13 protein-coding genes are annotated in these 12986 nt (G+C 70.8%); 12 read left to right on the top strand and 1 reads right to left on the bottom strand.

The features are described from left to right. The first annotated feature begins 31 nt into the window (after nucleotides 1-31). The 8 genes from IPK37_05870 (at nucleotide 32) to IPK37_05835 (ending at nucleotide 7350) form a co-directional block, all read left to right on the top strand. A complete protein-coding gene (locus tag IPK37_05870) occupies nucleotides 32-628 on the top strand; it encodes an MBL fold metallo-hydrolase (GenBank protein ID QQS02700.1) in 597 nt (198 codons plus the stop codon). 195 nt (nucleotides 629-823) lie between these two features. Continuing rightward, nucleotides 824-2368, top strand: a complete 1545-nt coding sequence (locus IPK37_05865) for a glycoside hydrolase family 140 protein (protein ID QQS01915.1) — start codon at nucleotides 824-826, stop codon at nucleotides 2366-2368. Between the two features lie 150 nt (nucleotides 2369-2518). Continuing rightward, nucleotides 2519-2995, top strand: a complete 477-nt coding sequence (locus tag IPK37_05860) for an Rrf2 family transcriptional regulator (GenBank protein ID QQS01914.1) — start codon at nucleotides 2519-2521, stop codon at nucleotides 2993-2995. A gap of 11 nt (nucleotides 2996-3006) precedes the next feature. After that, a complete protein-coding gene (gene ric / locus IPK37_05855) occupies nucleotides 3007-3702 on the top strand; it encodes an iron-sulfur cluster repair di-iron protein (protein QQS01913.1) in 696 nt (231 codons plus the stop codon). Between the two features lie 231 nt (nucleotides 3703-3933). Next, the gene (locus tag IPK37_05850; protein ID QQS02699.1) at nucleotides 3934-4662 is read left to right on the top strand and encodes an amino acid ABC transporter ATP-binding protein; all 729 of its coding nucleotides are present in this window, start codon (nucleotides 3934-3936) and stop codon (nucleotides 4660-4662) included. A gap of 116 nt (nucleotides 4663-4778) precedes the next feature. Next, on the top strand, nucleotides 4779-5627 hold the full coding sequence (locus IPK37_05845; GenBank protein ID QQS01912.1) for a glutamate ABC transporter substrate-binding protein: 849 nt from the start codon (nucleotides 4779-4781) through the stop codon (nucleotides 5625-5627). A gap of 95 nt (nucleotides 5628-5722) precedes the next feature. Next, a complete protein-coding gene (locus IPK37_05840; protein ID QQS01911.1) occupies nucleotides 5723-6385 on the top strand; it encodes an amino acid ABC transporter permease in 663 nt (220 codons plus the stop codon). Then, complete coding sequence (locus IPK37_05835) at nucleotides 6382-7350, top strand: amino acid ABC transporter permease (protein ID QQS01910.1); 969 nt, start codon at nucleotides 6382-6384, stop codon at nucleotides 7348-7350. Before IPK37_05840 ends, IPK37_05835 begins: the two co-directional genes overlap by 4 nt. A gap of 99 nt (nucleotides 7351-7449) precedes the next feature. Here the strand turns inward: IPK37_05835 and IPK37_05830 are convergent, their stop codons facing one another. Continuing rightward, on the bottom strand, nucleotides 7450-8178 hold the full coding sequence (locus tag IPK37_05830) for a superoxide dismutase family protein (GenBank protein ID QQS01909.1): 729 nt from the start codon (nucleotides 8176-8178) through the stop codon (nucleotides 7450-7452). Between the two features lie 386 nt (nucleotides 8179-8564). On the opposite strand from IPK37_05830, the gene IPK37_05825 reads away from it, so the two are divergent. The 4 genes from IPK37_05825 to IPK37_05810 all read left to right on the top strand — a co-directional run bounded on the left by IPK37_05825 (nucleotide 8565) and on the right by IPK37_05810 (nucleotide 12888). Further along, nucleotides 8565-10937: a nitric-oxide reductase large subunit gene (locus IPK37_05825; GenBank protein ID QQS02698.1), complete on the top strand. Its 2373-nt coding sequence runs from the start codon at nucleotides 8565-8567 to the stop codon at nucleotides 10935-10937. Nucleotides 10938-11187: 250 nt separating this feature from the next. Further along, nucleotides 11188-11421, top strand: coding sequence for a CopG family transcriptional regulator (locus tag IPK37_05820; GenBank protein ID QQS01908.1), 234 nt, complete (start codon nucleotides 11188-11190; stop codon nucleotides 11419-11421). A gap of 9 nt (nucleotides 11422-11430) precedes the next feature. Continuing rightward, nucleotides 11431-11868, top strand: coding sequence for a PIN domain-containing protein (locus IPK37_05815; protein ID QQS01907.1), 438 nt, complete (start codon nucleotides 11431-11433; stop codon nucleotides 11866-11868). 57 nt (nucleotides 11869-11925) lie between these two features. Further along, the gene (locus IPK37_05810) at nucleotides 11926-12888 is read left to right on the top strand and encodes a hypothetical protein (GenBank protein ID QQS01906.1); all 963 of its coding nucleotides are present in this window, start codon (nucleotides 11926-11928) and stop codon (nucleotides 12886-12888) included. Nucleotides 12889-12986: the final 98 nt, after the last annotated feature.

Below are 12986 nucleotides of genomic sequence, written 5' to 3'. Positions count from 1 at the left end.
TACGTCGGGCGCCGCGCGACCCGAGACCCCGATCGCGCACGGCATCACGTCCGGCACGTTCACCCTGGACGGCGAGACCTTCGACGTCGACAACAACGTGTGGGTGATCGGCGACGAGAAGGAGTGCATCGTCCTCGACGCGCCCCATTCGGTCGAGGAGATCCTCGCCGTCGTCGGCGACCGCGAGCTGCGGGCAATCGTCTGCACCCACGCGCACGACGACCACGTCCGGGTCGCTCCGGAACTGCGGGAGCGCACCGGCGCCCCGATCTGGCTGCATCCCGCCGAGAAGCCGCTGTGGGAGCTGACCCACCCGGGCCTGACCTGGGATGAAGACCTCGACGACGGCCGGGTGATCAAGGTCGGCGGCGTCGCGCTGCGGGCGCTGCACACCCCGGGTCACGCGCCCGGCGCGCTGTGCTTCTACGCGCCGGACCTCGACGTCCTGTTCTCCGGCGACACCCTCTTCCAGGGCGGCCCGGGCGCCACCGGCCGGTCCTTCAGCTCCAAGCCGCAGATCCTGGAGTCGATCCGGCACCGGCTCCTCGTCCTGCCCGAGCACACCATCGTGCACACCGGCCACGGCGACTCCACGACGATCGGCGCGGAGCGGGAGAACATCGGCTGATCTGGCCGATCGGGGCGAACCCGGGCTCCATGGGGCGGGCCAGCTGACGCACTGGCGTCGTCGGCTGGCCACCAGCGGCGGGGCCATGGCACGATGGGCGCGACCGGCAACTCTCCCGTAACGGGAGGTTTGCTCCCCTCGCTTGTCCAGACCGAACCACCAGCGGTTCCGCCGCGGAAAGGGGTCGGCCGCCGCATGCCTCGCGCCCCCCGCACGACGTACGCGTTCCTCGTTCCTCGTCGTCGACGACCCGCGGTGGCGCTGGCGGCGCTCGCGGCCCTTCTCGTCCCTGCGGCCGGCTGCGCCAGCCCGGGTGACCAACAGCCGAGCACCGGCGCCTCCCCGGGCGGGCCGGCCGCGTCCGGCCCCGGCGGCCCCGGCGGCCCCGCGGACGCCGGGGGCCCGCCCGGGCCGTTGACCGTTTCCGGGCGCAATCTGCTGAGCTCGGATGGCCGCCCGTTCGTGTGGGTCGGCGATACCGCCTGGAACATCACCGGGCTCGACCGGGCGGGGATCGACACCTACCTGGATCGCCGGAGCGCTCAGGGGTTCACGGTGATTCAGGCGGTCGCCGCCTTTCGGGAGCCGGCGCAGGCCGAGGATGCCTACGGGAACGAGCCGTTCGACGGTGATGCGGCGCGACCGCGGACGACCCCCGGCAGCGATCCGGCCGACCCCGAGCAGTACGACTACTGGGACCACGTCGACCACCTGGTGGCGGGTGCCCATCGGCGGGGGCTGACGGTGGCCCTGTTCCCCGTGTGGTCGTTCCACCTGGCCGACAAGACGTTGACCGCAGCCAACGCGCACGCCTACGGGGAGTTTCTCGGGAAGCGGTACGGCGGCGACGGCGTCACCTACGTCCTCGGCGGCGACGACCCCAATCCGCGGCCTCACATCTGGCCGGAGCTGCGGGCCGGGCTGACTGCTGGGGTGGCCGCACCGATCCCCTCGACCGAGGCGTCGGGCGAGCGTCGGGCAGGGGTCCGGACCTCGACCAACCCGGCTCTGGTGACCTACCACCCCGCCGGCTACAAGAAGCCAAGCTACGGCTACCAGGACACCGACTACGCCATGGTCCAGAGCGGTCACTGCGTCAAGAACGGCTGGCAGCAGCTCCTCTCGGAGGCCTATCGCGAGGTGTCCAAGCCGATCATCGACAGCGAACCCCTGTACGAGGGGCACCCCCGGTGTTGGAAGCTCGAGGAGGGCTACGCGACGACGGAGGAGGTCCGCAGGCAGCTGTACTGGTCGCTGTTCAGCGGGGGATTCGGGGTGACCTACGGGCATCATTCCGTGTGGCAGACGCACGGCGCCGACGGCGCCCGCGTCTATGCGCACCCGCGAAACTCCTGGCAGGAGGCGCTGGGTGACCCCATGGCCGAGCAGGTTCGGCACCTCGCGGGCTTCCTGCGGCTCCGGCCGATCGACGATCGGGTGCCGGACGACGGGCTGGTCCGCGCCGACCTGGGCGAGCAGTGGTCGCGCAAGGCCGGGCTGCGGGACGGCCAGGGCCGGTGGGCCATGGTCTACCTGCCCACCGGCGGCACCGTGCAGATCGAGACCGGCAAGCTGGCCGGCGAGCGGGTGCGGGTCAGCTGGTACGACCCCCGGACCGGGGCGCTGACCGCCCGGGGAGAGCGGGCCACCGCGGACGCGGCGGAGCTCACCCCTCCGGAGCGGCAGGTGGACGCCCCCGGCGACAGCCAGGACTGGATCCTGATCCTCGATCGGCTCTGACGGCAGCGCGGACGCGCGCCGCGGTACGGCGAGGCGCAGTACGGCGCCGCGCGGTACGGCGAGGCGCGGCGGCGGACGGGGCGGATGGGTGGATGGCGCAACTGGCAGTTGAGTCTTCCCAGCTTCGCGGTAATCCATTAGTCTACCACTATGCGACTTGAGGTTACCCGGCGGGCCGGCCTCGCCGTGCGTGCCGTCGCGGCCCTCGCGCCGGCGGGGCGGCCGGTCAAGGCCGTCGACCTCGCCGCCGCCCTGGCCACCACCGCGGGCTTCGTTCCCCAGGTGATCGGGCCACTGGTCAAGGCCGGATGGGTCCGCTCGATCCCCGGACCGACCGGCGGCTATGCGCTCACCGACGCGGCCTCGGCGGCCAGCGTCCTCGACGTGGTCGAGGCCGTCGACGGACCGACCGAGAACGGCCGGTGCGTCGTCGAGGGCCACCCCTGCGGCAGCGCGGGCGCGCCCTGCGCCCTGCATGCGGCGTGGGCCACGTCCCGCGCGGCCCTCTTGACTGACCTGGCGCGCACGCCCGCCGTACCCGAACCGTCCGCGGCCTCCCACCCGGCCGCAGACTCCCAGCCGTCCGCGGCCTCCGACCCGGCCGCAGCGCCCCGTCCGCCCCAGTGAAAGGACCGATCATGCCCGTCGACCTCGCCGACCGCCTGGGTGACCTCGTCACCGCCGACCCCCGCCGCAGCCGGGTGCTGCAGGAGCTGGGGCTGGACTACTGCTGCAACGGCCACCGCACGCTCGCCCAGGCCTGTGCCACGGCCGAGCTGGACGCCGCGGACGTGGCAGCGCGCCTCGACATTCCTGACGCGGCGCCGGCGGCGTGGCAGGAGTACGACGTGGCCGAGCTGGCCCAGCACATCCTCGACGTCCACCACGCCTACCTGTGGGACGAGATGCCGAGCCTGGGTGACGTCGTCGAGCTCGTCATCCGGGTGCACGGGCCGAATCACCCCGAGCTGGCCGAGGTGGGCTCGGACTACTTCGCGCTGATCACGGACCTGACCAGCCACCTGACCAAGGAGGAGCAGATCCTGTTCCCGGCCATCATTGCGTTGGGTACGCCGGGCGCCGCGCCCGCCTTCCCGGGCAGCCTGCGCGGCCCGATCACGCAGATGCTGCGCGAACACGACGTGGCCGGCGAGTTGCTGCGTCGGATCCGGGCCACCACCGACGATTTCGCCGTACCGGCCGACGCCTGCGCGTCGTACACGGCGATGCTGAACCGGCTGGAGCGCATGGAGACCGACCTGCACGAGCACATCCACAAGGAGAACAACGTGCTCTTCCCGCGGGTGCTCGACCTGGAGTCCGGCGCGGCCTGAGTCGGACGGTCGTCCCACAAACCCGACCGCCGGGCGCACGACCGCCGCCGTACGGCCGATCGTTGCGTAACCGACGCCGCCTCATTGCCGCGCACCTGGTCACAGGCTCGGGGGCCACCGTGTACCCTCACGACAACCAGAACGGCCGCCATCGGCGCCGCCCACGCGACCCGCGCGGGCCTGGGTGAGCACGCGTCGCGAGGAGGCACGATGGTCGACGGTTCGACCCCGCTGCTGGAGATCAGCCACGTCGAGAAGCACTTCGGGGACCTGCACGTGCTCAGGGATATCAACCTCTCCGTGGCCAAGGGCGAGGTCATCGTCGTCATCGGGCCGTCCGGTTCCGGCAAGTCCACGCTGTGCCGCACGATCAACCGGCTGGAGACGTTCGAGTCCGGGTCCATCAGCATCGACGGCAAGCCGCTGCCCGAGGAGGGCAAGGACCTGGCCCGGCTGCGCGCCGAGGTCGGCATGGTGTTCCAGAGCTTCAACCTCTTCGCGCACAAGACCATCCTGGAAAACGTCACGCTGGGCCCGATCAAGGTCCGCAAGATGAGCAAGTCCGACGCCGAGGACAAGGCCATGCGCCTGCTCGAGCGGGTGGGCGTCGCGCCGCAGGCCCAGAAGCTTCCGGCCCAGCTCTCCGGCGGTCAGCAGCAGCGCGTCGCCATCGCGCGGGCGCTCGCCATGGACCCCAAGATCATGCTCTTCGACGAGCCCACCTCCGCGCTGGACCCCGAGATGATCAACGAGGTCCTCGACGTCATGACCACGCTGGCCAAGTCGGGCATGACGATGGTCGTCGTCACCCACGAGATGGGGTTCGCCCGTCGGGCGGCCGACCGGGTCGTGTTCATGGCCGATGGGCAGATCGTCGAGCAGAACACTCCCGAGCAGTTCTTCACCAACCCGCAGAGCGCCCGCGCCAAGGACTTCTTGGCCAAGATCCTCACGCACTGATCGTCGCGGGGGCGTGGACACCTCGCTCTCGCGCCCTACTCGACGTACCGCGGCCGCCGCTGCCGCCCCACCAACACCCGTCAACCCAACACCCGTCACCACCTGGAGGACCGCACATGACCGCACGACGGATCGGCGCCGCAATCGCCGCCACCGCCGCCCTCACCCTCGGCCTCGCCGCCTGTGGCGGGGGCTCGAACAACGCCGGCGCGTCGTCGTCCGGTGGTTCCGGCGGCAAGAAGATGAAGGTCGGCATCAAGTTCGACCAGCCCGGCCTGGGTCTCAAGCAGGGCGACAAGTACACGGGCATGGACGTCGACGTGGCGCGCTACGTCGCGAAGAAGCTCGGCGCCGAGGAGAAGGACATCACCTGGGTGCAGGCCCCCAGCGCGCAGCGCGAGACGCTGCTCGAGACCGGGCAGGTCGACATGGTCGTCGGCACGTACTCGATCACCGACGCCCGCAAGCAGAAGGTCGCCTTCGCCGGGCCGTACTTCATCGCCGGCCAGGACCTGCTGATCCGCGCCGACGACTCCTCGATCACCGGGCCGGACAGCCTCAAGGGCAAGAAGCTGTGCTCGGTGAAGGGCTCGACGTCAGCGCAGCAGATCTCCGCGAAGGTGCCGGGCGTGAACCTGGCGGAGTTCGGGACGTACTCCGAGTGCGTCGCCAGTCTCGTGACCAAGGCCGTCGACGCCCTGACGACCGACGACACGATCCTCGCGGGGTACGCCGCGCAGGACCAGTACAAGGGCAAGCTCAAGGTCGTCGGCGCCCCGTTCACCAAGGAGCGCTACGGCGTCGGCCTGAAGAAGGGCGACAAGGACACCTGCACCAAGGCCACTGACGCGATCAAGTCGATGATCAGCGACGGCGCCTGGAAGAAGGCCGTCGACGACAACCTGGGCGCCGCGAACTACAAGCCCGGCGAGGGCAACCCGCCTACCCCGGACGCCTGCGCCTGATCTGAGCCGGTGCGCATGGGGCCCGTACGTCGAGCGCGGCGGGCCCCACGCACGCACCGACGTACCGCCCGCACCCACCCCACGGAAGGCTGAGCATGGGGGACATCTTCGCCACCTATGACATCTGGGGCGCCATCTGGGTGACCATCCAGCTGTCGATCCTCTCCGCCATCGGTTCGCTGCTGGTCGGCACGGTCGTCGCCGTCCTGCGGATCTCGCCGGCGGCGGTGCTGCGGGGGATCGGTACGTCGTACGTCAACATCTTCCTCAACTCCCCGCTGACGCTGCTCATGGTGCTGAGCGTGCTGGGGTTGAGCTTCATCCTCGGGCTGCAGCTCAGCGAGGACTTTGCGCAGAACGCCTACTGGTGGGCCGTGGTGATGCTCTCGCTCTATCACGCCGCGTTCGTCTGTGAGGCCCTGCGCAGCGGCATCAACACCGTGCCGACCGGGCAGGCCGAGGCCGCCCGCGCAATCGGGCTGACGTTCGGGCAGTCCTTGCGCGAGGTCATCCTGCCGCAGGCCTTCCGCGGGGCCATCGCACCGCTGGGCTCGACGTTCATCGCCCTCATCAAGAACACGACGGTCGCCGCGGTCATCGGCGTCAACGACTCGGCGGGTCTGCTCTCCAAGATCACCGAGAACGAGGGCGCGAGCCTGATGACGTTCCTGCTGTTCGCGATCGTCTTCGTCATCCTCACGCTGCCCCTCGGCGTCGTCTCGACCAACCTGTCCCAGCGAATGGCGGTGAAGCGATGAGCGCGCAGGCCGTCCTCTTCGACGCGCCGGGCCCGCGGGCCCGCCGGCGCAACCTCATCCTCACGATCGTCGGCGTGCTGCTGAGCCTGCTCGTGCTGTACGTCGTGGGCGCGCGGATGTCCGCGGCGGGCCAGCTCGAACCGTCGCTGTGGACGCCGTTCCTGAGTTCCGAGGCGTGGGTGTCCTACCTCGTTCCGGGGCTCATCGGCACCCTCAAGGCGACGGTGCTCTCCGTGCTCCTCGCCGGCGCGTTCGGGCTGATCTTCGGCCTGGGCCGGCTCTCGCACGTGCGCGCGCTCCGCTGGGTGTGCGGTGTCGTCGTGGAGTTCTTCCGCGCCGTGCCGGTCCTGCTGATGATGGTGTTCAGCTACTTCGGGTTCTTCGCGCGGGCGGACTGGATGCCCAGCGAGTACGCGCCCCTGGCCGGCGTGGTCACCGGGCTCACGCTCTACAACGGGGCCGTCATCGCCGAGCTGGTCCGCTCCGGCGTGGACGCGCTGCCCCGCGGCCAGGCCGAGGCCGGCCTGTCGATCGGCCTGACCCCGCAGCAGACCCTGCACTCCATCCAGCTGCCGCAGGCGCTGACCGCGATGCTGCCCGCGTTGGTCGCGCAGCTGGTCGTGGTCCTCAAGGACTCCTGCCTGGGCATCGCGATCACGTACACGGACCTGCTGAACTGGAGCAAGACGCTGGGGTCGGCCTACGCGAACACGGTGCCGGCCTATCTCGTCGCCGCGGCGCTGTTCATCGTGCTCGACTACGCGCTGATGCTCTTCGCCCGCTGGCTGGAGCGCCGGCTCAAGCGCCGCGGCACCCCGGGTGTGCTGGGCGCCGACCCGCTCGTCGTGCAGGGGCTGGCCGAGCCCGGCGCGCCCGCGGCGGACGGCGTCCACCACGCCGAGTCGGGCGTGGAGCACGCCGTGCACCGCGCGCAGGAGAGCCGGGCCCACCGCCACGACGGCTAGCGTCCACACCAAACGGCTAACGTCCACCACCAAACGTGCCGCCAGCCTCTCGTGAGGCTGGCGGCACGTTCGTGGGAGAACCCGGGAAGGGCCGCCTTCTCAGTGGCCCGTTGCCGAGCCCGACCCGGCGCCCGAGGCGCCCGCGGCGTCCTTCTTCAGGACCGCGCACCCGATGCGCGCGCCGGCGTCGCCGGCCTTCTTCGTCTCGGCGTCCGCGCCACCCGCGGCGTACCGGGTCGGGATGTTGCCGTAGTTGTCCGGCCCGGCGTGCACGATCAGGCTCACGCCGGCCTCCTGGCCGAGCTGCGCCTCGGTGAGCCGGTCCGTGGCCGCGGTGAGCGAGCCGGATCCGTCCTTGAGGACGAAGAGCACGGGCAGGTCGCCGGCGTGCTCGGGGTGCGCGGCTCCGCCGCCGGCGAGGTGGCCTCCGGCGGAAAGGAAGTCGCCGGTGGTGCCGGGGTTGGCCGGGTCGGCCGACTTCGGCTCGCACTTGCCGACCGCGTGCAGGTGCAGGCCGTGGAAGCCGGCCGGCATCCCGGTGGCGCTCACCTGCACGGTCAGGCCGTGCTCGCCCTTGGACACCGCCACCTTGCCGAGCTTCTTGCCCGCCGGGTCGACGATGTCACCGGAGGCCAGCGCCGCGCCGCCACTCGACGTACCGCCTGCGGCCGCCCCGTGGCCGCCGGCGGCCTCGCCCGAGGACTCCCACGGCGCCTTTCCGTCGTTGATCGCGGTCGTGGTCTCCCGCCCGGCGCAGCCCGCCGTGAGCAGCGCGGCGATGGACAGGACGGACAGGGCCGGCAGAACGGTACGGCTCCTCGAGCGCATGATTCCTCCTCGTCGTTGGGGACCACCTTGAACGACGCTATTGCACAGCAGCATTCGGGCCACGCTATGGCTGGTCGACCGGCTGGGGCGGTGCGCTGGGCGGCCTTCTCGGGGAGGCACTCGACCGTTCGTCGTCCGGGACTTTTCGTGCCATGGCACCAACGCGGCTGGTCGGGACCGGTCGCACCGGGTCGCTGCGCGCCGGGACTCCCGTGGTGGCCTGCGGAATTCGCGCCCTCAGAGTATTGCCACGCGTCGCGCAGTCTGGCATTTTTACACCTGACGTGTATTAATGTCCGTTCACAGGAGATCCGATGGCATCGCCCCCCGAAGCCGACCGCGGCACCCAGACCAGACGCCCCAGCGAGGACGTCGCCCGCGGTCGCATGTCTCGCATCGACCGCCGCTGGTGGGTCGCCCTGGCGGTCGTGGTTCTCGGCTCGTTCGCCGTCCTGGGCTTCATGGGCATCAAGATCAACCAGGACAAGCCCCCCATCCCCGCCACCGTCGTCGACAACTCCGGCAAGACCGTGATGACCGGCGACGACATCATCAACGGCCAGCAGATCTGGCAGTCCCTCGGCGGCCAGGAGATCGGCTCGGTCTGGGGCCACGGCGCCTACGTCGCGCCGGACTGGACCGCCGACTGGCTGCACCGCGAGTCCACGCACCTCCTCGACACCTGGGCCAAGGCCGGCGGGGGCACGACGTACGAGGCAGCCACCACCGAGCAGAAGGGCGCGCTGGAGGCGCGCCTCAAGCAGGCGATGCGAACGAACACGTACGACGAGGGCGCGAACCGCGTCACCCTCTCGGCCGATCGCGTGGCCGCGTACGAGGCCAACGCCCGCTACTACGCCGACATGTTCGCCCAGGGCCACGAGAAGTACGCGATCCCGAAGGGCACCCTGACCGACGCCGCCGCGGCGAAGAAGATGGCCGACTTCTTCTGGTGGACCAGCTGGGCCGCCTCGACGAACGCCCCCGGCAGCGAGGTCACCTACACCCAGAACTGGCCGCACGAGCCGCTGATCGACAACGTCCCGCCGGCCGACAACGTCGTCTGGAGCCTGGTCTCGATCGTGCTGCTGCTCGCCGGGGTCTCCGGAATGGTCTTCTACCACCGCGTCAATGACGCCCGCGAGGAGCACACCCCGGACGACGTACCGCACAACGATCCCCTGCTCGGCTACCGTTCGACGCCGTCCCAGAAGGCCACCCTCAAGTACTTCTACGTCGTCGGTCTGCTCTTCGTGCTGCAGATCGCGATGGGCATCATCGGCGCGCACTACGGCGTCGAGGGCGGCGCGCTGTACGGCATCCCGATCGACCAGATCCTGCCGTACGCCGTCGTGCGCACCTGGCACACCCAGCTCGGCATCTTCTGGATCGCGACCGCCTGGCTGGCGACCGGCCTCTACGTGGCGCCGGCGGTCGGCGGCAAGGAGCCCGCGCTGCAGCGGCTCGGTGTGAACGTGCTGTTCGGCGCTCTGCTGGTCGTGGTGCTCGGGTCGATGGCCGGCGAGTGGCTCTCGATCATGGGCAAGATGGGCCACGGCAACGCCACGAATTTCTGGTTCGGCACACAGGGTTATGAGTACGTCGACCTGGGCCGCGCCTTCCAGATCGGCCTGATCATCGGGCTGTTCCTGTGGTTCGCGCTCATGTGGCGCGGCATGGCCCCGGCGCTGCGTCGTTCGGCCCGCGCCGAGAAGATCCTCGCCAGCGCCGACGCCCCGCTCGCGGCCGGCACCAACCGGCAGCTCATCGCGATGCTGCTGCTGTCCTGCCTGGCCATCGCCGGCTTCTACGGCGCGGCCTTCGGGATCGGGCACAGCACGCACCTGTCCATCGCCGAGTACTGGCGCTGGTGGGTTGTGCACCTGTGGGTGGAGGGCTTCTTCGAGGTCTTCGCCACGGTGGTCATCGCGTTCCTGTTCAGCCGGTTGGGCCTGATCAAGTCCGCGACGGCGACGACGGCGGTGCTGGCCTCGACGGTGATCTTCCTGTTCGGCGGCATCATCGGCACGGCGCACCACCTGTACTTCACGGGGTCCCCGTCGGTGGTGCTCGCGCTCGGCGCGACGTTCTCGGCGCTAGAGGTCGTGCCGCTGGCCCTGATGGGCTTCGAGGCGATCCGGCACCTGCAGCTGCTCAAGGTGCGCGAGTGGGTGGCCGGCTACAAGTGGGCGATCTACTTCTTCGTCTCGGTGGCGTTCTGGAACATGCTGGGCGCCGGCGTCTTCGGCTTCCTGATCAACCCGCCGATCTCGCTGTACTACGTGCAGGGCCTCAACCTCACCCCGCTGCACGGGCACACAGCGCTGTTCGGGGTCTACGGGATGCTCGGCATCGGCCTGATGTTGTTCTGCGTGCGTTCGCTGACCCCCGGCCGCGAGTGGAACGACAAGCCCATCGCCTTCGGGTTCTGGTGCCTCAACGGCGGGCTGCTGATGATGGCGCTGCTCAGCCTGTTGCCGCTGGGTCTGGCGCAGGCACACGCGAGCGTGCAGGAGGGTCTCTGGTACGCCCGCTCCGCCGAGTTCCTCTACAACCCGACGCTGACGGTGATCCGGTGGCTGCGGGTCCCGGGCGACACGTTGTTCGGGATCGGCGCCCTGGCCATCGGGGTGTTCATGGTGGGGCTCCTCACCGGCCACTCGGTCAAGGACCACGGCCCGGTCTTCCGGCCCGGGTCGCTGGAGGCCCAGCCGGGCGCCAACAGCGACAGCGACGAGCTGGCGGGCAGCTCCCGCTGACGTCTCGCCGCTAGGGGAAGTCCCCGGTACGCCGGGTGTGGTGGGTCCTCCACCGCACCCGGCGTACGTGCGTGTGCCGGCGTACGTGTTTCCGGCGTACCGGCGTACTGGCGTTCCCGGCGACCGCAACCGTTCACGACCTGCCCCTTTGGTGCCATGGCACCCTTTGCGCAGGTCACGGATGGTCACTCGGGCTGAATGAGCGCATCATGATGCGGCGGCGCGAGCATCAGGATGCTAGCCTGGACGCATGAGGACCACGGTCACCTTGGCGCCGGACGTTGCCGCCGAGGTGGAGCGGCTGCGGCGGGAGACCGGCGCCGGAGTGAGCGAGGTGCTCAACACGCTGGCCCGCCGGGCCATGAGCACGGCGAATGAGCCTGCCGCGCAGCGGACGCCGTACCGACAGCCCACCGCCCCCCTCGGCGCCCGCCTCGACGTGACCAACATCGGCGATGTCCTCGACCTGCTCGACAAGCATTAAGCCGTCGACGTGATCGTCGATGCGAACCTCCTGCTGTACGCCGTCGACGAGACCAGCCCGCACCACGAGGTGGCCCGGAACTGGTGGGAGGACGCGCTGAACGGTGAGCTCCGCGTGGGGCTCCCCTGGCAGACCGTGGGCGCCTTCCTGCGGATTGCCACGCACCCGCGCGTGATGTCCGCGCCGCTGAGCGGGCCCGGGGCCGCGGAGATCGTGCGGGGCTGGCTGGAGGTGCCGAACGTGTGGGTTCCGCCTGCCGGCGTGGGGACCGCACGGATCCTCGTGGGCCTCTTGGGCGCTCACGGGGTGACGGCCAATCTCGTCCCGGACGCCCAGCTGGCGGCGCTGGCCATCGAGCACGGCGTGGCCGTGGCCAGCGCCGACGCCGACTTCGCGCGCTGGCCCCAGGTGCGCTGGATCAACCCCGTGGCGGCACCCGGCCGCTAAGCCGTCCAGTGCGTTCGATTCGGCCCGCGCCGCCGCGGCGGGGAGGACAATCGGCCCGTGACCGGACACGACGCGCCCCCCTCGACGTACGCCGTCGCCGACTGCGGCGGCACCCACACCCGACTCGAGATCTGGCGAGGCCAGGATCAGGTCGCCGTCGACAAGCTGGCCAGCGCGAACACGGCGAGCACCTCGCCGGACGAGGCCAAGGCCGTGTACGGCGACGTGGTCGCGCGCGTGGCCGCGCATGGGGTCGCCGAGACGTACGTGGCGACGGCCGCGTTCGACGACTCCAACGCGGCGGAGCTGGAGGCGGTCTTCGGGGAGTTGGTGCGGGAGCACGGCTACCCGGGGCGGATCCACTTGTTCAACGACGTGGCCCCGCTGTTGTTCACGGGGGAGCGGGGCACGGAGACGGTGGCCTCGATCATCGGGACGGGCAGCGCGTTCTGGGCCCGGGACCACGAGGACCGGCTGGCCCGCATCGGCGGGGTCGAGTGGCTCGGCAGCGACGAGGGAGCCGCGGCTGACCTGGGCAAGCGGGCTCTGGTGGCAATGGTGCGTGCGGCGGACGGCCGGGCGGGCGCGACGACAATCACGGCGCGCGCCGGGTACGACGACGCGGGCGCGCTGACGCTAGCTCGTGAGTTGGGGGAGACCGCTCACCCGAAGCGGGGGCTGGCCACGTTGGCCAAGGCCGTCACCGCGGCGTGGGTCGAGGACGGGGACGAGACGGCGGCCGCCATCGTCACCGCGGCCGTGGCGGACGTGGAGGCCGCACTCACGACGGCGGCGCGGCACCTGGCCACCCCCGCGGCGGCGACATGGGTGTTCTGCGGCGGGCTGATCAGCGGCAGCCTGGACTATCAGCGGCTGATCCTGGGGGCGGTGGCCCGGGCGTCCGGCGGGGCGTCGGACGTGCGCGTGGTCGAGAACGCGCTGGAGTCCCTGCGGTCGTTCGCGGCCCACGGCTGGGCCGACCGGCTGACTGAGCGCTACCGCCGGACGGTGTCGGCCTGACCGCGCGCTGCCCCCGGACGGTGTCGGTCTGAGCGAGCGGTGCCGCCGGACGAGTGTCGGTCTGAGCGAGCGGTGCCGCCGGACGAGTGTCGGCCTGA

Source organism: Austwickia sp. (assembly GCA_016699675.1).
GTDB lineage: Bacteria > Actinomycetota > Actinomycetes > Actinomycetales > Dermatophilaceae > Austwickia.
This window is presented reverse-complemented; position numbering and strand designations above follow the sequence as displayed.